We start from the raw sequence: 19,961 nt of genomic DNA on the forward strand, positions 1-19,961 counted from the left end.
CTCTTTGATCCCAGCCTGTGATTGACCGTGTTTCACCAGCAAACTACGTGATAGTTGAGAATCAGCGTTACTAAGAATAATTGCTGTCTCAGCATTCCAATCCAAGCGTTCACTAAGTTGCTTGCCAGCATCAGTTGTCATGAAGTGTCCGTCTAGTTCATCGAGAATAGCTTCCGTGTTGTCATCGGCCTGTCCTGTTGCTTCTACGAAATGAGACTTCCCATATTCGTTGACACTCCTCACATAAAACCAGTAATCATGACCTGCCTTTAGCTGTCCTTTAGTCCAGAATTTAGCTCTGCCTAAAAAATCAGCCTTTGACTCTATTTCATTGATATTATCTATTCTGTTTTCACCAGAAAACCAGAACTCAAACTCAGTATTTAAAGTGTGTGGCGCAGAGATATGAGGGATCAGTTTTATTTCAAAAAAACCAGACTCAACAGTTATCGAGCTGGGTGCGCTAGGTGTGCCAATAACCACCTGCACTTTTGATTCATTACCAAGCATTCCATTAGCATCTTTACCTCGAACACCAACAAGGTATTCTCCGGATTCAAGTCCGTTGAAGTAGTATTCTAAATCTGTGGTATTTCCAGTAGATACAACTTTTCCGTCTTTATAAAGAGTGACATTAAATGAGATGTTTCTATTAATGGTTGTTGTTGCCCACATGGCCCTAGCTTGAATTTGCGAGCTATCATCAATGTAAGCAATAGAAAGGCGCTCTATATTAGGGATGCGAATAACATTCTGTGTTGGTGGGTTTCCAGTAAAATCAATTCCATTATCAACAATGCTTTCCTTTTGCGGTTCATGCTGAATGCAGTTGTATAGGTAATTTCCTTCATTGTCCTCAGCAATGGAAATTACACGAAATAATCTTGTAGTTAATGTGCTTTTGGAAATGGAAAATACACCATACTGTTTCAATCCATTCGGGATCTCACGCAAAGTAACAACGCCACCATCAATAGATTGAATTTCTATTTTTTCAAACTTACCTGACGACCCTAAAAATGAGAAAGTACCTTTATCGTCATATTTCCACTCAATAGGAGCATCGATAATAATATTACGATCATTAATTGATAAAACACGACCTCCTACTTTCACTCCAGCAAAGCTATCATCTGCAATTTCAATAATATCGCCAGAAATGCAGTTAATCCCCTCTCTTCCTGTTGAGAATGTAACGCTATCTTTCTCCAGCTTTTCTGTCTGTAATATCCACTTACCCACTCTGTGAGCCTGTCCGCGACTAGTGCAACCAAAAGCAGTGACTTTCTTGACGTTTACACCACCGAAGCGCTGAATAAGAACATCATCTTGTATGAATTCTCGCTCTTCACTCCAACCATTGCTAGGATTTACCCATGACACCTCAATAGCGTTGTGTCTTGCTGATTTCGCGGTTGATGTGTATTTAAATTTCCCATCAATAACGTTTGAGTTTGTATATGTCCACACTGGATCAGATGGTCTATCTTGAAAACACGTTAATTGCTGTCCGTCCCATAAAGGCATGCCACGAAACACAGACGCTAAATCATCAAGCACTTCTTTGGCTTTTCGTTGAGAGGTTATGTAGGCATTGAAAGTAAAACGAGGCTCTTTATTACCAAACCCATCATCAACTAGTTCGTCACAGTAACGAGCAATGGCATATAATGCGAATTTATCAACGCCAAACGAACCGATCATCTCTCCTATGCCGTATCGTTCATTAGTGACTAAATCGTAAAAAACCCATGCAGGGTTATTAGTCCACGCCGGCTTGAAGCGTCCAGTCCAAATCCCTGTGTAAGTGCGCGTTTCTGGATTATAGTTATCAGGAACTTGGATAATCATCCCTTTGATATGATAGGTTCGATTGGGTGTATCACCGTATTGGGATTTATCGATTTTCATCCCGACGACAGCAGAATTAGGGTAAGAAAATTTAGCGTCGGTTATTTCTGTGTAGCTTGCCCATACCGTTCCGTTTTTCAGCAAATCACTTTTACTATCCTCAGTGATGCGAGAAACCCTGATTTGGAATGGCTTTTTTTTAGGCGCATCAATGATATGAGACTCAAGATATTGACCGCTTATTTTACCTGGTCCTATTGTTACCTTTTCCTCATGCATCCAACCAGAGCCATCATTGACTTCAATAAGCATTTCTACAGTAGCATCGTACTGATTTCCCTTATCGTCTTGACTAACAAGAGCAGAAACACCCAAAGTAAATCTAACGCGGTCAGTCTCCTGATCTGAAATGGTGCGTAATATTGGTGTACTTTTTTTCACCTCTACATTGACAGGAATTTCTTTTTCTACAAAAGGAAAGTCCTCTAATGGCTCTTGTGTCGGCGTTCCTGCTCGCCACTGAACCTCAACACCATGAATATTCGGATTTCCCTCTTCATCTACAACAGGAGTACCATTCAATAAAAAACCTGACATACCACCTACAGGGCCTTCTATTGGCCCTTCTGAAACTAAATCGATGACATTAAGAAATTGTTTGTTTTTTAAGTTGTCATCGAGCAACCTCGGAGTGCTTCCTCCACCGCCACCTTTACCCATTAAACCGTCTCCAAACCTTGTGATATTACATTTGAACCCACAACCATCTCGCCATAACAGATAGGAACCGGATAACCTTGACCGACTCTATTTGATAACGAACTGAAATACTGGTTACTTTCTGAGTTTCGCCCCTCTATGCTTGGCGCTGGCGGTGTTTTAGTTAACATGGTTGCCAATCCCGCGGCGGCCACACCTACACCAGCGGCAAATAATGCGGTCGATGTCATCGTTGCCAAAAATCCGCCCGGTATTAAAAACGATGCGCCAATTAAAGCAGCTCCACCAATAATGCCTAGCCACCCGCCTGATTTAGCACCACCAATAACAGGAACGATCGTAATAACATCACCTTCATTTAATAGCGTATTTAATCCAGCAGAAATACCATCCTCTGTCATATCATTGCCTGCAATGCGAACACGAAATTGCCCTTGGTTAATCTCTTTTTTCAACCCATCAATTTGATAGCAAAGACAGCGTAAGGCTTCACCAGCATTGCTTACTTCAAGCTCGAATCTGCGTCCAAATCTGCGTAAATAGCCCGCAAACTGTAATTTGACCATTGTTTATGTCTCCAAATGCTGTGTGTATATTTAAACCAGTAGCCACCGTAAGTATCTCGCTTACTCAGCCTGTCCGGTCTGTGATGCAGTATCTCTTGATTACCTAGGTACAACGCAGCATGACAAGGCTTTGAAGTGCCTAAGCAAATCAATATCATGTCACCTTCTTGAGCTTCTTCGACTTGATAAAAGCCCTGCTTAATGGTGTTATCAAGATAGAGATTTTGTTCTGTGTACCACCATTCATCAGGGCGAATAAAATCATCTAACTGAATGCCTGAAAGGTGATAGGCGTCGCGTATAATGGAATAACAGTCCTGCTCACCATGCTTAAACTCTCTTCCTAATAGTGGTGCTATTAGTCTGAACTTGTGGATCACACCATCACATACCAACCACCACGGTAGATTTGTCTTCCTTTGCATTGCTCTATCGCCAGAACTCAAGAAAGGCTTTCCGTCTGGGTGACTATGAACAATAGCTTTGACGTCTGAATAACACTCTGCTGTCATCCAGTCGTCTGGGTTAATTTCAAAATAGTTTTGCGGATCGGAATGTATATTCCTGCAAGGAAAATACCTATCGCCAGAAATTAAACCACACGACTCCCTCGCTCCTTCTGCTTTTGCGTGAGCGATAATGTCTTTCTCAATCATGGATTAACCTAATTTGTTTGAGCCTAAATACCCGCCAAATGGCATGACTGATTTAAATCTGAGTTTGCACCCACTGTATTTATGAGAGCACTTATCTTTAACGGGATCAGTTGTTGGTTGGTCTTTTTCATCTGCAACAGGAGGACCATCATAACCACAGTCTCCACCTCGGTATCGCCATGAACAAATGTCAGCTTGAATAACTCGCCTAGGTATTAGGGCGTTATCTGTTTCTGTTGGAAGCGCTAATATGTACGTTACAAAGTCTGAATCTGAGCTTTCCCGTTGCTCAATAACATACTTTTGAACAACTTCTCTTGTTGGATCTGCTTGTGGGTTTCCGTTGGGAAAATTAACAGCATCAAGATATTGCTCTAAAACCTGCCTGCGAGTAACGATAGCGCCTAGCGCATCATCATAATCATTGTTAATAGCAGTCAACATTCCGTCAAAGTTAGCAAACGTCATTTTTGGTCTGTCTGACGCACCCTGCGCTGTTACACTAAACCCTGTAACCTGAACAGGATAAGGTTCATATCGTAAGCCCTGCCAAATAATAGGTTTTAATAAGCCATTCATGCCGTCATGAAACCGGTAAACGTCACCACCAAAACGACTCAAATCGACCTCATACAAATCTAACATTGCATTTTGCTGTAAGTCTGCAACGTCTATGCGCATCGCTTGAGGTATATCTCTCATGCAACAACCTCCTCAAATGTGCAATCTATCTGCCATACTGATGTTCTCGGCGTCACCTGCCAGCCTCGGCAAACAAATTTACGCTTAGAGTTATCATCACTGGTTAGCCATAAGAATGATTCAACCGCACCGCGCGCCTTAAGAAACTCATCAATCTGCTTACCTATGTCAGCATGTTTAATAAATGAAAGTTGATAGGTCTTTAATTGGTTGTTGATCCCGTCTTTAACTCGTTGTTCGTAACCGTTACCAAACTTGGCCACCTTCACCTTAGGATCATTACCCACTTGATAAGCTGTTTCAGGTCGCCATTTAAACTCTTCCATTGGTTACTCCAATAAAAAAGGCGACACAAAGCCGCCTGATCAAATATCAGGATATTAATAAATATCCATTAGGTTATTTTATATATTCAGCCCTGAGAGACTTACCGAAGGAATGGCTGATTTACTTCGGTGTGAGGAAATGAAATGTCAGAAGGAAAAAACAGAGTTAATTATAATTTTCATACTGATGTGAAAACAGAAATGGATCTATTGAAAGAACTTTCTTTTATGAAATTAATCATAGCGCTAATTGTGGATAAACTTTCACCAGAAGATAGAACTTTGATTATTGAATCAATAAGAGAGCTTGGTAACGACACTCTTGATGATTACATTAAGAATTTTGAGAAAAGCGACCAATAGATAGCATTTAACTTAGGCTCATTTATTGAGCCTATTTCACCACCGTAAAATAAGAGTCACCATTAGAATTAATGTGAAAGTTCTTACCACTAATAACAGTAATTTGTTTTTCCAATGCTTTAATTCTTTTTTCTAACTCATTCATTCTATCACCCTTCATTTCGCTAACGTTAATCTCACCTTTGAAATCACGTGATTTATTACTCATAACTACCTCTCTTAATTACCAACTTCTTGATTTTTCCAAAGCACCACCGCTACGCATTTCGGTGCGAAGTACGTCATAAACCGTACCTCTCACCATCTGCTGTATCTGTTGTGCTTCCTTTTGAGTGATGTCATTTGGTGCCTGAACTTGGAATGTAAAGTGCATATCCCCCATGCTGATACCATTACCACCTTTACCCATCTGTCGATTACTGATAACTCGACCATTATCACCCGGTATCATGTATTGATTACCGTTAGATGCTTTGAATATCTCTGGCTTGCCGTTTTCACCAACCTGATACATTTTACCAGCACCAACCTGACCGCCATTTTTACGAGCACCTGCAAGCGCAATCATTGCTGGTATTGCTGCCGCCATCGCAGCCATTCCCCAAGTTGCAGCAGAACCCATTGTAGCAATACTGGTTGTTGCTGCGGCTGGAGCCATTGCTGCCGTGATTGCACCGCCGGTTGCCGTTGCCTCTGCTACCGCTTGAGCATTTGACGCTTTACGCATAGCGTTTTCAGTAATCATGTTCTTAACCTGCTGCATACCCATTTGAACCAGAGCGCCAACGGCTTGGTCTACGATGGTTAATGCCACATTGCGGAAGGCATCGTTAAGGGATTGAGTGCCAGTTAATAGCCCTGTAATCACATTAGCGGAACGTTGCCCTAATGCGTCCAACCCATCAGCTAAGAATTGATTGGCTTGACTCTGATTGCGCCATATATCCCATTGAGCATTCATGCGGTCTTGCTCATATTGGGTATTAGCGGCATTCATTAACGCCAAACCTTGCTGCTCAGTTAAAACCTTTTGGTTTTCATACTCCTTTATAAGCGCAAGTTTCTGAGCGTGCTCGTTAGCCAATGCTTGAATAGGGTCTGCTTTCCCTTTGAGATCATCTTGAGGAGATACAACTTTTTTAGCCTTTATTTCGGCTATCTTTTGTTGATATTCCGCCTCAATTTCAGCTTTACGCCTTGCTGCCTGTTCAGTGAGAGACACATCATCTTTTGTTATCCGCTCCAAGTCTGCCAGCTGTTTATCGTGAGACTCTTTAGCCTTAGCGACTAAATCAAGCTCAAGTGCAGCTTTCTTATCTGCTAGATTACGCTCAATGTTGTATTTTTCTTCTGCTAGCTGCTCCGCTTTTTCAATCTGTTTAGGAGTTGCTGTATCACCCAATGCTTTAACCGCGTCATACTTAGCCATTTCAAGAGAGCCGTCTTTATAACCTTTGTTTAAAAGATCGATTTCTTCTCTCTGGCGCTTTAGTGCCTCATATGCTGCGTCTGTGGCTTTGGTTGATTCCTTGGTTTTACTGTTTCTCTCTGATTCAGCGTCTCTTGCTTCTTGCGCGGCAATGGCTACTTGATTTAATGAAAGAACCTCTTGTTCTGATAAGTCATTATCTTCAGCATAAAACCTAACTTGAAGCAATCTCTTATCAACTTCACTTTTTGCGTTTGCTAACTTAGTTTCACGCTCTAGCGACTTTCTTAAATCCAACCCTTTTTCAGACCAATTAACCTCTAACTGCTTGGAGTTAAATTCACCTTTCGCGCCAGTAGCCTCCCTAATTTGCTGGGTTAGTCGACCTAAAGCGGACTTCTCAATATCAATAGCTGACGCACTTTTAACGCTTAAATCAATGGCTTCCTTTAATTTCTTATCGTACTCATTTTGAGCATCAGTCAGGTATCTTGTGATTAACTCAGAGCGTTTTTTATTCTCAGCTAAATTACCTTCTAGCGTTATCTTTTCTCTTAGGATATTTATTGTATTTCTTTCAATTAACTCTGGGTTATTTCCTAGAGCGTCCTGTTGCATCCTTAAGCGAGCCTCAAGTCTAGCTAGTTGTTTTTCCTGCTCCTCCATTTCCGCATTTAGAACTTTCTGCTTGTCGGCAGCATCTTGCGCGTCACGAGCAATTTCTTGATACGACAAACCTTTTAACTTAGCTGTTAACTGATCAATACTATCTGCAAAGTCTCGAGCCTCTTGCTTGGCTTGCTCTGATTTCTGATAGAAGTAATAGATTGCTGCACCAGCTAACATGGCCACACCGGCAGGGCCACCTAACATTCCCATAGCACCACGCAACAAACCCATAGATAATGATGCTGCCCTTGCTGCGGCTGCTGAGTTTGCCATTGCTGCTGTTTGCGCTTGTGTTGCTTGAGTTAATGTTATTGCAGCTTTTGAAGCTAATGATTTTTTAGCAATTAAGTTATCAAGAGCGGTTGCCTCCGCTAACGTTCCTTTCGCAACGTTATACTCTGCTTGAGCAAGAGCAACTGCAGATCTAGCAGAGGCTAAATCAGCCTGAGCCTTTCTGACTGACATATTTGCAGCATACTCACTTGCTCTTGCTGATTGCAGTGTGGCAACTGACTCTTGACGAGAGGCGGCTGCCATCATCACTTTTGACTTAGTAGCCATAGCCAAGGCGGCAACATATCTTGAGCCAACCACTGCGGCGATTACCGTCAAGACAGAACTAAGCTCATCTAAATTCTTACTAACAGTAATAACCGCATCACTAAACGCACTGATGGTTGATTTTATTGTTGTATTTTCACCGAGAAACTTGGTTAGGTTGTTCCCAGCATCTTGGAAAGCCTGTGACATTGTTCGAGTGGTTTTAGCGAATTCCTTACCGATCGCATCACCTTGAGAGAGTAACCCTTTCACAACAACATCAGTAGTTAGCTTGCCTTCTGCTGCCATCTTACGGAGTTGACCAATACCAACACCCATCGAATCAGCAAGTGCAACCATCAAACGGCTACCCTGTTCCGCTACTGAGTTAAACTCTTCACCACGAAGAACGCCAGAAGCAATACCCTGTGATAACTGAATAATTGCGTTTTCTGCTTCCTGTGCAGTAGCACCAGAGACGATAAAACCTTGGTTGATGATGGATGTTAATTTTGCCAAGTCCGCTGCTGATGTGTTGTATTCTCTCGTGCCTCGCTCTAATCTTGCATAGAGCGTTGCTGTGGCATCGAGGCTAGATCGCGTTGCTTGAGAGATATCAAACACACGCTGAGTAACATCAACAAGTGACTCACTCGCACGAACTGAGTTAGATAGCTTGTTGTTTAATTCAGTCCATGCTTCAGAATAACTAGCAACCATTGAAGCCGATAAATAACCAGTCAGAGCCGCCGCAACTTTAGATAGAGACTGCATTGAACGCTCTGTGTTGTTTACCGACTGAGATGTTCGATTAAAGCTACTATCCATACGATTAAGGCGTTGCTCTAACTGCTGTTGCGATGTAAGCAATTGCCGAACATCCATTTGAACTTGATAAACGATTTCGCCTACATTTGCCATTTCTCGGCTCCTTAAAATGAAAAACCCCGCCGATTGGCAGGGTTATTTTGTTGTTATGCGTTATGGTTAATAACCATACTTAGCGCATACATTAATCATTGCTCTCTGTTCTGTATCTGATTCATCATTTGGACCTAGATACATAACAACCCTCTCACCACTCTTATTTGTCGTTACCCCAACAAAGAAAATAGAATAACCAGTGTATCCACCATATGAGTTTTTCGCGTTAACCATTCCACAGTATGGACTAGTTGCACTTCCATCCATTAAAATAAGTTTACTATGCCTAAATTTAGCGCTATCAGGATCCTTTAATGTTTGCTTTACAGCTTCCTCTACTTTTATTTTTTCTTCATTAGTTAAATCACGTTTTTTTTCTAGAGCGTTAGCATTGAATGTGAATGCGCAAAAAATTATTGATAAGGTTATTATTACTATTTTCCTCACAACACCATCCTCGTTAGTTAATGTTTGAACAATATTACCTTGTTGAGTTAATTACAGAAAATACAATTCCTCTTCTTTCCCTGTGTTCCAACCTTCTTTTAGTAATTTATCATTCATTTCATTTAATTTACTTAACTCACCATTTTTCTTGTATATTCCGCTTAATATTGGTAGCGCATAATGATTTGGGTAATAAAATTTATTATTTGATAGAGTTCCAGTTGATCTTGAATACTCATCCATACCCTCTATGTGCCTTTTCTTCATTGCTTGCATTACAATTGATGATATGGCTATCGACTTCTCACACAGTAAAATAACATTTTCTTGGTTATTATTAGCTTTCTGTTTTTTTATTTCTTCTAGCAATGAAAAATGTAGCGTTACAATTTCATCTTTATCCAAAAAGGCTATTTTAGATAGTTGCTCTCTAATTGCATTAATCATAATAAATATCCTGTCTTATGCCATCAAAGCTATTAAAAGATAAAAGTATTTATTATGTTATATAGATGGTGATGCAAAAGAAAGCAAAAAGCCTCAATCAAGAGGCGTGATATGTGATCTCAAGCAAGCCGTCCTTGGCTTGTGTGTTTAAGCTACTTCAACACCATGAATGGCGTGTCGCAATGCTTTAACTCCATTGTCGTTATATCTGAATGCTTCAACCTGTTTTGATGAATAAGCAGATTTATCTAAGAAATATTTCCCATATTCCTCTGTTTTTAATCCGTGCTTATTAGCCATACGACCAATTTTATTGGCAGATACTTCAAGCATTTCGCCAACCTCACCAGCGGTATAATACTTTTGTTCAAGTGCTGGCAAAGGAACAACTTCAAACCCAACGATCGGATTGACGATATTGGCCGCTGCACATTGCTTCGCTTCATCACTCAGGTTCGGCATTAAGTCGAATAAGTTAGTAATGGCATCAACCGACATTTTCAGCGTTCTTGCTTGGCGGTATTCAGGTAAACCTGATTGGCTTTTGCCGCTTTTTTGAGAGGCTACATGCATTGATTCCAGTTTATCAACCAGAACACGACGAACAGCTTTTGATTCTCTAGCGGCTACACGAAGCGCTTGCTTAATATCCATTTCGATTATTTCAGAGCTAGTATTGTTTGGTTTTTGAACTACAAAAATTTTGTAGTGCTCGCCATCCAATTCATCCTTTACTCTGTCAATCAATACGTTATTACGAATTTTATTTTCACCACATGACTTACGAGCCATGTTAATCATTGATAATAACTTCTGAGTATCAATAGTTTTGTTCGTGACAGTGTTAAAACTATTTGTTAAAGTGATCTCACTCATGAAACATTTCCTTTTAGGTTTTGTTTGGGATTAGCCAGCAGTTCGCATCTGTTGGCTTTTCTGTTTTTACTGCCTATCAATGTGTTAACCTCTTAAGTTGTTTTGTCTTAGCTATTCCTTTCATGTGTTGTGAATACATTAAAAACATACTCATTGTTGAATTGAGATGTTTTGCCATTTTCGGATCGAAGTTTTCCATATCCTTTCTAGCCTCATCCCATGTTGTACAAATCAGACTTAATCTTGCTAATAATCCGTTTACACTTACTGAACTGTCTTTTTCGACTGGTAAATCTTTCTTGTCAGCTATTTCTCTATCCAGAATATCCAGCACCCATTTACGGAATTCTTTAGCCACTGGAGTAGATGCGAACATTGCGATCAGGTGTGCACCACGTAAAGAAAAAACTCTAACCATTACATCAACTTCACCAGTTTTCCTAACCAACGTCATTTTGACGGTGGTTGTCATTGAGTCAGTAAATTCATCTGAATTACGAGCGTAAACACGGTTAACATTATCGGTTCTGCTATAACCTAAAGCCTTAGCTAATTCAGTTGATGTGAACCACAACTGACCATCTTGATAAATCGGCTCAAATGTAATGTTCTGGAAAGTTAAATCTGTTTTAGCTACAATGTTCATGTCAATTATTCCTTTCGATGGGTTTACTTGGCAATTAGCCTCAGTTGTTAGCGCAACTGGGGTTTTCTTTTTATTACGCAACACGTTTCTCTCTCTCTTGCACATACCAAGCTATCGCCTGATTAATTAACGAGTTTTTCGATATCCCATCCTGCATAGATAACTTATCTAACTTTCCCTTCAGATATTCAGTTGTTCTTAATTGAACCTTTTCTGTTTTATTTTGCTTATTCATTCCATCTCCTTAGCAATAGCATTATGCCAATACAGGCACTATGCCATTATTGAAATTAAATGGCAATATGCCATCATTATTTTTTTATGTGAATAGGTGTCTTGCAAATGACTACTAAGCAAGTAAAAGAATACGATAAATTCGTGGTTAGACTCCCAGACGGAATGCGTGATCAGATCGCCAAGAAAGCAGATGAAAATGGTAGATCCATGAACTCGGAAATAGTTCAGATATTATATGACAAGCTAACTGGCCCAGAGTCGCTACAAGTTGATATGGAGTTTCATGAGTTATTTCGACAAATAACTGACAGTGAAGCAGCTGATTACTTTGATGGTTTTGATCTGGATGATTTTAAAGAAAAAGACAAAAAAATAGATATTCTTATTGATGCTCTCATGCACAGAATAAAGAATGACCATGAAAAAATAAGAGATCTACTTATTATGAAGCGTGGTTTAACCTTGAAAAAATGACCCACAAAACAAAGGGCACGGATGCCCTTGTTTATGAATTAAGCTATATGAGTATAAGCAGTACGATTAATAAGACAATTAACGCTTATTAACCAAGTCTACTAACGTACCTATCACTCGTACTCAGCTCCTGATAATATTCTATTGCCATCAATGCATTTAGTCATTGCCACACCATCGTATGTCCATACTTTTATGGCGTATGTATCTGTACCATTTCCAGTTATCTCAACTGGGTATTCCCCATGCACTTTTTTATACATGTTATTAATAGCTAATTTACAGGTTGGAAATGGTGCTGGTTTTATTTTATCAACATGCTCAGGCATTTCTTTTGGTGGTGTTCCCAGCTCTACAAGCCTATTTAATTCTTCACTTGTATAGGTTGTTCCTGCATAAGCACTAAAACCAATGCAAGACAGGACAATTACAATTATTGATTTATTCACGATCTCATTATTCCTTTAATTAGTTTTGCTAATGTTATCTTAATTGGAATGAGAGTTGAAGTTTGAAATATGAATCAATAAGCTATGAGATTCAGGCAATAAAAAACCCACCGGAGTGGGTTGATTTGGATTATTATCCGTTACACTCGATAGAATAAAGGATGTATTACAAAAGTTTTATTATAATCTGTAATATCCAAAATGGGCTTATCAAAGCTAGAGTATACCGTGAGTGTTTTTGTTTTTTCTATTCCTATTATTCCGATAGTAAACCACACATTAACTAACAATTTAATATCTGTTGCTATCTTTTCATCAACCGAGTTATTTATAGATGAGTTTTCCATAACATATATCAATATTTCATCTTTATTCAATTCTTCTATTTTAAATTTTTTAATATTGATTAATGATATTGCATCTATATATTTCAAAACATTTGGGTATTGACTCATCCATTCTTTATTGAGTGCCATTTTTCTAGATGTATAATATCTCTCTTCAGCCTCAATAACCATATCCTCATTCAATGAAGTTCTTCCATCACCTTGCATTAAACAGAAATTTACAAAATCTATGGCATCTCTTGGCCTTAACATTGTTCTATCTAAAATATAATCAGAGGCACTTTCATTTTTAACTGAAAAATTAAAAATATCAGAAAATTTAACTTCTTTTTTAGAGGCATATTTATGCTTAACCAAATAATCTATTCTTTTATCTAATATTTCGGATAACTCAAACCTACTCCATTCTATAGGAATTATTAAAGATCTATCTTTTTCTTCTTGTCTTAAATTTGTATTATAAATTCCCATTAGTATATCTGTTCTTATTGAAATCAGTATTTTAACAGATCTTAAGTCTATTAATTCTTTAAATGCATCCAATAATGCGTTTATAAAATCATATCTTATAGTACTGTTACTCAGCCAAGATTTGTCTAAATCATCTATACTAATTATTATTCTACTTTGTGTTTCATCAGGGCTTTCTTCTGTAACAAACTTTATTAACTCTTTTTGTTTTTTTAATAAATTAGCACTAACATATCTAGCCGTTTCTCTTTGAATTTTCGCAACCTGCTCATCACTAACTTTAAGTGATGCACCGAAAATAGTATCTTTATTACCTATGCTTAAACCAACTTCATCTTGAAATTTTTCAGTTATTTCGGCAACAATTTTATCATTGAAGAAATTATCTTTATAATGCTCTAGATATTCCTTAGCTAAATCTAAATTATACTTTCTTTTTTTTGAATTACCTAAGGATTGAATTTTTTCAAGAAATGTTTGCTCATTTGAATAAACAACTTCTATCACTTTTACAAGCAATACGTGTATCCATAAAGATTTATAAAAAACTCTTAAATCAACATTTGAATCAGCCAGTTTTGAAATAAATACATTATTATTTATATGTTCAAAAACAGTAGATTCAGCCTCTATCGTTGTTGATTTTTTTATTGAGCTGTCATTCGATAACATTTTCAATATTGCTGTTTTACCTGAGCCAGTGCGACCTACAATTATTCTCTTTACAAAATCAATGTCTTTATTATCAAATTTTTTTAACGTGTCATATACTGATGATTCTAAAAAACATTCTGATAAAAAATGGTCTGTTTCAGCATCTAAACTACCAATTTGATCATTACTTTTGAATTTATATAAGTCCATGCCTGTCTCTGTGCCAATATAATTACCATCTCCTTTGCATAGTAACATAATATTCTCCTAGCCTCGTGGAGCTGTTTCACATATTTAATGAGGTACCCTGCAAATACATCTGTTTATAAAAACAGTATGCCTCACCAATAAAACAACTCAAATCCACCGTTCGGCTATCTTCGGACAAGGTTGAGATTGGCGCTTTCAGAAAACGAATAAAGGATCAAGCGTCATCAGGTTAGTAGTAGCCCCATTTCCTTTGTACGGATATTTGACTTAATAAAATTCCTGTCTAATATTTGTTCTGCTCAATAACGAGCATTACAAGGAGTTTTTATTATGAGTAAAAAGCCAGGTGAAAATACAGGAAAGGATGGTGGTATTTATCGTGAAGTTGGCCCTCGAGGTGGACAGCGTGATAATTACGCCACCGTGAGAGATAACGAAAGGTTGCCACCAACAACTGAAAAAGGTAATTCCTGGGTTCTTGATAAAAGAACACCTGATAGTAAGCGTTAGTTGAATTAAGCCGACATAGGTCGGCTTTTTTGTTCTCCAGAACAGAAATCAATCATCCTGCTAATTAAATGACAAAATGTTTCATTTGCTGATCCTGTTTCAACGCTCACACCGACGCGATGACAAATGTCGAACGCCATATGCGCACACTCGTGAGCTAGAGTAGATGATTTACCGTTAAACACACCAATAATATGGAGCACACACTGAGCGTTAGTAACTGTACGACTTGCCCCGTTAACAAAACTATCCCCACCATCAATGCCTAGTTTTTCATGTAGAGAGCGCCAATCATCCCAAGAGCTACAATAGATAATATATCCAGATTCAAATAAAGGTACCTTCATATGTCGATACTGCCTTAGGATTTTATTCATATTCCTACCTTTACTATAAAATATATCAAACCTAATAATTGGCTACTTTCTCTTTCTACTCACTAATCTGCGCTTACCACTGATTAACTCATCATTACGCTTATCATCTTGCTTCATGATGTTGTCGTATTCTTCTTTAGTGAATCCTTTCTCATCAGGATATTTAGCTTTAAGCATCATCTGAAATTCAGTCATGGTTAATTGCTCGGCTTCCTCTCTATTCATGCCAAAGTGCGCACGAGCAGAGCTAATATAGTCAATTGCCATAAACTCATCTGAGAATTCGTTTTTGCCTTCGTTACGTTGAAGTTTGCGGATCTTCGCTTTACCGATAATTCCATGAGCGAATAACTCTCTGGCAATGACGATAATATCAGCGATTGGCATCTTGCCGTTTTTATAGACAATGCCGCGCTTACCTGACTTCCATTCTCCAATGATTTCCGAACAGTCATCATCACAGCACGCCTGCATAACCATCATTGCCGTTTGTAGGATATTACGCCCATATGTTGGCTTGCTAATGGCTTTTATTAACCATTCAGGAATAACCCTGTAGCTCATTACGGCTCGTGTAATTAACTCTTGCACCTCGGCACCATTTAATTGACCATACGCACTCACAATCTGTTTAGGCTCACCGATTCTTGTCATATTGATGAACGATGGTCTAAATAAGTAATCCTTTTTATCAGTAGAGATAACCATCTCACCGATTTCTAAAATAGGCGTCATAATCCCTCCTGAATATTATCAAGGGCACTCGAAAGCACCCTTTGTAATATTAAGCAGCGGTAACAGTGACCACGCATTTGGCTGTTTTGCTACCATCTTCGGATGTAACAGTGATATTTGCAGTACCTTCGGCAACGCCACGCACAGTGACCACATTCACAAGCTGAGTAACTGTTGCAAAGTTCGGCTTATCGCTCACAGCGGTGTAGTTTTTGTTTGTCGCATCAGTTGGTGTAAATTTGACAGTAAATGTCTTAGTTTCACCCACTTTTACAGACAGAGTGGCTGGCTCGACGGCAATACTTTCAACAACGATTTCTTCTTGTAGCCATTCAACCGTTTCTGCATCAGCAACTTTCAACTCACCTGAATAAGTGGAAATTTCTTTTGTTGGAAACTCCATTGACCATGATGTGAATAACATATAGCCCTGAACAACATCAGAACCATCACCTTTCATATCAAGCTGAACCCAGTAATCTGGCTGGCGACCAGCTTTAATTTCATCAAGGATTTCTTTCGCAATATCGAAAGCAGAAGTAGATCCGGTTACACCAGCCTTCTTCAATTCCCCATCAAAACTAATGGTGAAGTCAGCACCAGTGACGATTGATTCTGTTAACCCTTTGATATCATCAGCATTAGACGTTACCGTCTCCATACCAAAATCGAATGACTTGCTTGTTAATGCACCTAAGCGTAAGAACTGATCTTGTGCTGGTACTTGGTCAGGGCATCCTTTTGCAATACGGATAATTCCCGCATTACCCATCACCAACCCTTTTTTGTCAGGACATTGTGACATGTTATAACCTCTTTATTTGCAAATAAAAAAAGGCCGCATAAGCGACCCATGTTAGTTTGATTTTAATCCGCGACTGATAACCCGAACTGTGTCACCGACTATCGTTGTAATGTAAGCATGATCTGTACGCTTAATGTCAAATGATGGGATAGCGTCTTTCTTTGTGTGTTCAACCCGCGCCACGATATCCTTATTTTCAGGTTCAGGATAAAATTCCAAGCGGTACATTTCTCCCAAGCAGTGTACTTCTTCTACTTTACGGCCTTCTCTTTCAGTAATTAATTTAAGTGCGTACATAGTTATATTCCTTAGTTTTTTTTAAACAGCAAAAAAAAAGCCACCGAAGTGACCTGTTAAGATGTGTTTAATTTAAGATGTACAGCGGAAAGAAAGCGGGATAATAAACCTACCTTCTGTCGTTTGAATTGGATTAACAAAACCAGATGTATTGATAATAAAACCAATGTTATGACTTCTAGAGTGACATCTTACATACTCTAGTATTTCGTTAGCTCTCTGAACAATAAACTCAATCCACGCCTTGCCAGATATGAGTGAAATGGTAAAGAAATCATCACCACTTAAATCATCAATACGTCCAGTTCCATTGGGTTGCTGAAATACGATATATGAATCTGAATCATTACCTTCTTTTTCATTCCAAATATAATCCTGCTGAATGAAACCATCTGATAACCCTGATTCAGAAAAATAGTTTTTCAGTCGCTCAAAGGTCGTCATATTTTAAACTCCTCAGCGACAGCCTTATCAATCATTTGCTTCGTTTCCTCAAATCCTTTCAGGAGGAATTCTTTCTTAGCGGTAGGTCTGCGGAAACTTTGATTAACATTAGGATCATGAACGAAAACAGCATACGAAGCAGAATAACCAACGCGACCAGTAAATAGGGTGCCTTTTACTTTTACATCTCTAAATTGTGAGTTAATGAGCGTTTTAGTGTCAATTGGCGTGTATATTGCAGCTTGCCTACCACCAATATCTAGCGCTCTATGCATGGCTCGAGCTATCTTCTTTGATGCTATGCTTCCAACCAGAGAGTTTAAGTTAGATATCGCATTACCTATTCCTTTTACTTTTGCCCCCATAGTTACACCGCCGTTGTTAGTGTGTAATCATCTAGACCACCATTAATATCTCGGTCTCTATCGATAGACTTAATCCTACTAGCACCATGCAAAAATGGATCTCTATCTTCATGTTTGCCAATGGCGATATAGTCTTCTTGAGTTGCTTCGCTATACTCAGTCCAAATAACATTCTTAATGATTATTTCAGTGCCAATGGTTTTTCTACCATCTTTAAAACTACTTCCGTAATCACATCGGATATGAATTGGCTCTGAAAATATGGGTTTACCGTAACCATCTTTACCTGTAATTTTCCAAATGGTTGCCCACCCCTTGCAAAATCGTCGCAGGATTTTCCCCATATCACCCCCGAACCACATCAAACTGAATGATACCTATAGGGCGCTCAATAGGAAGGCTATTAGTACATCCATTGACATCTAGAGAAGACAGCATTTTTAGCAATGTTTTTCTACCATCAGCAAAATACTGATATGAAACAGAAGCGCCAGAAGGTGCATGTTCTGAGGATATTTTTCTAACATCAGCAGATGATAATATGAGGATAACCGAATACAGCTTGATTAAGGTAACTACCGCATCTGAATATCCTTCGTTATCAAGGCAAGTATCAATAGTGTCCACAATAGATATGGCAGAGCTTATAACAAGGCTTGTTGCCTCAAACCCCATCACCTCTAATTGCTCATTAACTTGCTCAACCGTAATCACAATAGACATGATCACTCCTCATGGATAAATAAGGGGCTACTGCCCCTCATATTACCCACCAACGCTAGTATCTTTGCCAAATGAAACCATAACGCCAGCAGTATCTTTAATATCAGTAGCAATTTGCTTCCAGTTAGCTACTGTTTCAATCTGTGCGTTAGTGGGTGATTTGATACTATCTTTACTCCACTGATAACCACGTAGACCAACAGTAAAGTCGTACTCACCTTGCATTAGCGCCTTAATATTTTCTTTGCCTAACACATCCTGAGCCTTCATGATTAGTGGCGATGTTTGAATCGCTGCGGCGCCAGTAACCAAGCCTAACGAATGCTGTTTGTCTGCATCAGATAAGGCAGGAATATCAGAGATGACAAAACGACGACCTAAGTTATCCTGCTTGATCGCAACATTACCAATCTGGAACAGGTTGTTAGCATTGGTGAGAGTTTCATCCATAAAGTCATTGAACGTCGCACCATCCATTAACCAAGCGATAATGCGTGAATAAGCATCACCGAATGGACGTGTGGCCTTATTCAAACCTCTTAATGATGGTGTTTCTCCGCCAACAGTAACTGCCGTTGTATTACCAGAAATAGCTGCTTTCAATGCTGCACCAGAAGTATTAAGGTAATCTTGCAACATAGCTTCCGCTGATTGAGCAGCAACTACCGCGGCCGCTTCTGAGACATCTTTACCTAGTCGCTTCATCATCGTTGGAGTAACAGATACAGGGCCAATACGACCATCAACCTTAATCATACGGTCAAGGATTTGCCCCAATTCTTGTGGCGTTAGATTGCCTGAGCCATATGCATTACGTCGCTGAGCCAGCCCACCGAGTAACTGCCATGATGTTTGCTCAATGTAGTCACCGATATGATCACCATCACCAATAACTAAAGCACCGCCAGATGCTTCGTTAAATTGACGGACAGCCTGAGCAACCAGTTCTGTTGCTGCTAGAGATACTTGTTTTTGAAAAATATATAAAGACATATAAATTAATCCTCTTGGATATTAGCAATGATTTCACGTGCACTATCCACTAATGGATTCGTGCTTTTGGGTTTATCACTGCCTCCGGCTGGTGACTTCCCTTTACCGCCGCCTTCCCCTCCGGTTCCGGTGGCTTTGCTACCGATAATTACTGGAGCAAATAACTGATTACTACGAAATTCTTTTTCTAAATCATCAATGGTAAATGCAGAAGGATGACCAGCGGAGTCAATTACTCGCGTTTTACCGTCCTCCACTGATAATCGAGATTTAATGTGTGGCATAATTAACGGCGCAGCGTCACCCGCAAGTTTTGTAGCCAGCGTTTGTGCGACGTTATCAACCAATAGTGTATGTAGGCTTGTGTCTTTCTCCTGCAACTGTGCTAATAGCTCGCTTTCACGTGCTTTTAACTTTTCAGCCCAACTTTTTTCTAATGATTCGATATCGCCATTTTTACGCGCCTGATCTTCTGCTGCTTTTTTTGCAGCCTCTTCGGCCTGTCGGCGTTTCTCTTGCTCTGATTTTTTCTCAGAAAGTAATTCATCAACCTTTTTTTGAAGCCCTGACACATCTGGAATTTCTGGCATACCTTCGATTTGAAGTTGGTAATTACCACCAGATTCTTTGTAAAAAGCCTTTTGCTCATCAGTTAATGCGTCAAATTCTTCTTTCGTTAATAAATATTTAAACATCGTAAAACCTCTG

General features: G+C 39.2%; 27 protein-coding genes. 3 read left to right on the forward strand and 24 right to left on the reverse strand.

Going from position 1 to position 19,961, the window contains the following annotated elements:
• From ABN217_RS17730 to ABN217_RS17750, 5 genes are all read right to left on the reverse strand, one after another.
• On the reverse strand, positions 1 to 2,571 hold a 2,571-nt coding region (locus ABN217_RS17730), incomplete at its 3' end, for a TipJ family phage tail tip protein (protein WP_349459706.1).
• Positions 2,571 to 3,137, reverse strand: coding sequence for a tail assembly protein (locus ABN217_RS17735; RefSeq protein WP_196571675.1), 567 nt, complete (start codon positions 3,135 to 3,137; stop codon positions 2,571 to 2,573). The genes ABN217_RS17735 and ABN217_RS17730, both read right to left, overlap by 1 nt.
• Positions 3,074 to 3,793 (reverse strand): C40 family peptidase, encoded by a 720-nt coding sequence (locus ABN217_RS17740; RefSeq protein WP_349459707.1) that lies wholly within the window; start codon positions 3,791 to 3,793, stop codon positions 3,074 to 3,076. The genes ABN217_RS17735 and ABN217_RS17740 overlap by 64 nt, the downstream gene beginning before the upstream one ends.
• A gap of 3 nt (positions 3,794 to 3,796) precedes the next feature.
• Positions 3,797 to 4,495: a phage minor tail protein L gene (locus tag ABN217_RS17745; protein ID WP_349459708.1), complete on the reverse strand. Its 699-nt coding sequence runs from the start codon at positions 4,493 to 4,495 to the stop codon at positions 3,797 to 3,799.
• Positions 4,492 to 4,821: a phage tail protein gene (locus tag ABN217_RS17750; protein WP_072063045.1), complete on the reverse strand. Its 330-nt coding sequence runs from the start codon at positions 4,819 to 4,821 to the stop codon at positions 4,492 to 4,494. The genes ABN217_RS17745 and ABN217_RS17750 overlap by 4 nt, the downstream gene beginning before the upstream one ends.
• A 144-nt stretch (positions 4,822 to 4,965) precedes the next feature.
• Here ABN217_RS17750 and ABN217_RS17755 point away from each other — a divergent pair, with 144 nt between their 5' ends.
• Positions 4,966 to 5,184 carry a hypothetical protein gene (locus ABN217_RS17755; protein ID WP_349459709.1) on the forward strand — a complete coding sequence of 73 codons (219 nt, stop codon included), beginning with the start codon at positions 4,966 to 4,968 and terminating at the stop codon, positions 5,182 to 5,184.
• Between the two features lie 31 nt (positions 5,185 to 5,215).
• Here ABN217_RS17755 and ABN217_RS17760 read toward each other — a convergent pair whose 3' ends face one another.
• The 7 genes from ABN217_RS17760 to ABN217_RS17790 form a co-directional block, all read right to left on the reverse strand.
• Positions 5,216 to 5,392, reverse strand: a complete 177-nt coding sequence (locus ABN217_RS17760; protein ID WP_349459710.1) for a hypothetical protein — start codon at positions 5,390 to 5,392, stop codon at positions 5,216 to 5,218.
• A 15-nt stretch (positions 5,393 to 5,407) separates the two neighbouring features.
• Positions 5,408 to 8,743 (reverse strand): tape measure protein, encoded by a 3,336-nt coding sequence (locus ABN217_RS17765; RefSeq protein WP_349459712.1) that lies wholly within the window; start codon positions 8,741 to 8,743, stop codon positions 5,408 to 5,410.
• A gap of 66 nt (positions 8,744 to 8,809) precedes the next feature.
• Positions 8,810 to 9,193 (reverse strand): hypothetical protein, encoded by a 384-nt coding sequence (locus ABN217_RS17770; protein ID WP_149127648.1) that lies wholly within the window; start codon positions 9,191 to 9,193, stop codon positions 8,810 to 8,812.
• Positions 9,194 to 9,244: 51 nt separating this feature from the next.
• Entirely contained in the window at positions 9,245 to 9,640 is a 396-nt protein-coding gene (locus ABN217_RS17775; RefSeq protein WP_160230248.1) for a hypothetical protein, read from the reverse strand.
• Between the two features lie 147 nt (positions 9,641 to 9,787).
• Positions 9,788 to 10,516 carry a hypothetical protein gene (locus tag ABN217_RS17780; protein ID WP_349459713.1) on the reverse strand — a complete coding sequence of 243 codons (729 nt, stop codon included), beginning with the start codon at positions 10,514 to 10,516 and terminating at the stop codon, positions 9,788 to 9,790.
• 76 nt (positions 10,517 to 10,592) lie between these two features.
• On the reverse strand, positions 10,593 to 11,090 hold the full coding sequence (locus ABN217_RS17785) for a BRO-N domain-containing protein (protein WP_349459715.1): 498 nt from the start codon (positions 11,088 to 11,090) through the stop codon (positions 10,593 to 10,595).
• Between the two features lie 145 nt (positions 11,091 to 11,235).
• Positions 11,236 to 11,397, reverse strand: a complete 162-nt coding sequence (locus tag ABN217_RS17790; protein ID WP_181880526.1) for a ribbon-helix-helix domain-containing protein — start codon at positions 11,395 to 11,397, stop codon at positions 11,236 to 11,238.
• Between the two features lie 107 nt (positions 11,398 to 11,504).
• Between ABN217_RS17790 and ABN217_RS17795 the strand changes: the two genes are divergently transcribed.
• Positions 11,505 to 11,873 carry an Arc family DNA-binding protein gene (locus ABN217_RS17795; RefSeq protein WP_036935907.1) on the forward strand — a complete coding sequence of 123 codons (369 nt, stop codon included), beginning with the start codon at positions 11,505 to 11,507 and terminating at the stop codon, positions 11,871 to 11,873.
• A 113-nt stretch (positions 11,874 to 11,986) separates the two neighbouring features.
• Here ABN217_RS17795 and ABN217_RS17800 read toward each other — a convergent pair whose 3' ends face one another.
• Positions 11,987 to 12,322 carry a hypothetical protein gene (locus ABN217_RS17800; protein WP_241254064.1) on the reverse strand — a complete coding sequence of 112 codons (336 nt, stop codon included), beginning with the start codon at positions 12,320 to 12,322 and terminating at the stop codon, positions 11,987 to 11,989.
• Positions 12,323 to 12,462: 140 nt separating this feature from the next.
• The gene (locus tag ABN217_RS17805) at positions 12,463 to 14,052 is read right to left on the reverse strand and encodes a P-loop ATPase, Sll1717 family (protein WP_229096617.1); all 1,590 of its coding nucleotides are present in this window, start codon (positions 14,050 to 14,052) and stop codon (positions 12,463 to 12,465) included.
• Positions 14,053 to 14,334: 282 nt separating this feature from the next.
• On the opposite strand from ABN217_RS17805, the gene ABN217_RS17810 reads away from it, so the two are divergent.
• Entirely contained in the window at positions 14,335 to 14,514 is a 180-nt protein-coding gene (locus ABN217_RS17810; RefSeq protein ID WP_109372780.1) for a hypothetical protein, read from the forward strand.
• Between the two features lie 5 nt (positions 14,515 to 14,519).
• On the opposite strand, the gene ABN217_RS17815 is transcribed toward ABN217_RS17810, so the two are convergent.
• The 10 genes from ABN217_RS17815 to ABN217_RS17860 all read right to left on the reverse strand — a co-directional run bounded on the left by ABN217_RS17815 (position 14,520) and on the right by ABN217_RS17860 (position 19,948).
• Positions 14,520 to 14,891: a hypothetical protein gene (locus ABN217_RS17815; protein ID WP_164526274.1), complete on the reverse strand. Its 372-nt coding sequence runs from the start codon at positions 14,889 to 14,891 to the stop codon at positions 14,520 to 14,522.
• Positions 14,892 to 14,933: 42 nt separating this feature from the next.
• The gene (locus tag ABN217_RS17820; RefSeq protein ID WP_164526273.1) at positions 14,934 to 15,626 is read right to left on the reverse strand and encodes a DUF6246 family protein; all 693 of its coding nucleotides are present in this window, start codon (positions 15,624 to 15,626) and stop codon (positions 14,934 to 14,936) included.
• 49 nt (positions 15,627 to 15,675) lie between these two features.
• Positions 15,676 to 16,431 carry an Ig-like domain-containing protein gene (locus ABN217_RS17825; protein ID WP_159242354.1) on the reverse strand — a complete coding sequence of 252 codons (756 nt, stop codon included), beginning with the start codon at positions 16,429 to 16,431 and terminating at the stop codon, positions 15,676 to 15,678.
• 51 nt (positions 16,432 to 16,482) lie between these two features.
• Positions 16,483 to 16,728, reverse strand: coding sequence for a hypothetical protein (locus tag ABN217_RS17830; protein WP_036895037.1), 246 nt, complete (start codon positions 16,726 to 16,728; stop codon positions 16,483 to 16,485).
• Between the two features lie 72 nt (positions 16,729 to 16,800).
• Positions 16,801 to 17,172: a phage tail termination protein gene (locus ABN217_RS17835; protein ID WP_159242355.1), complete on the reverse strand. Its 372-nt coding sequence runs from the start codon at positions 17,170 to 17,172 to the stop codon at positions 16,801 to 16,803.
• Positions 17,169 to 17,537: a hypothetical protein gene (locus ABN217_RS17840; RefSeq protein WP_098943653.1), complete on the reverse strand. Its 369-nt coding sequence runs from the start codon at positions 17,535 to 17,537 to the stop codon at positions 17,169 to 17,171. The genes ABN217_RS17835 and ABN217_RS17840 overlap by 4 nt, the downstream gene beginning before the upstream one ends.
• A gap of 2 nt (positions 17,538 to 17,539) precedes the next feature.
• On the reverse strand, positions 17,540 to 17,899 hold the full coding sequence (locus tag ABN217_RS17845; protein ID WP_231039772.1) for a hypothetical protein: 360 nt from the start codon (positions 17,897 to 17,899) through the stop codon (positions 17,540 to 17,542).
• Positions 17,883 to 18,260 carry a DUF7370 family protein gene (locus ABN217_RS17850; RefSeq protein WP_196738533.1) on the reverse strand — a complete coding sequence of 126 codons (378 nt, stop codon included), beginning with the start codon at positions 18,258 to 18,260 and terminating at the stop codon, positions 17,883 to 17,885. Before ABN217_RS17850 ends, ABN217_RS17845 begins: the two co-directional genes overlap by 17 nt.
• 42 nt (positions 18,261 to 18,302) lie before the next feature.
• The gene (locus ABN217_RS17855; protein WP_349459717.1) at positions 18,303 to 19,253 is read right to left on the reverse strand and encodes a major capsid protein; all 951 of its coding nucleotides are present in this window, start codon (positions 19,251 to 19,253) and stop codon (positions 18,303 to 18,305) included.
• A gap of 5 nt (positions 19,254 to 19,258) precedes the next feature.
• Positions 19,259 to 19,948 (reverse strand): hypothetical protein, encoded by a 690-nt coding sequence (locus tag ABN217_RS17860; RefSeq protein WP_349459718.1) that lies wholly within the window; start codon positions 19,946 to 19,948, stop codon positions 19,259 to 19,261.
• Positions 19,949 to 19,961: the final 13 nt, after the last annotated feature.

Origin of the sequence: Proteus sp. fly-1067 (assembly GCF_040139345.1) — a bacterium.
Classification (GTDB): Bacteria; Pseudomonadota; Gammaproteobacteria; order Enterobacterales; family Enterobacteriaceae; genus Proteus; species Proteus vulgaris_B.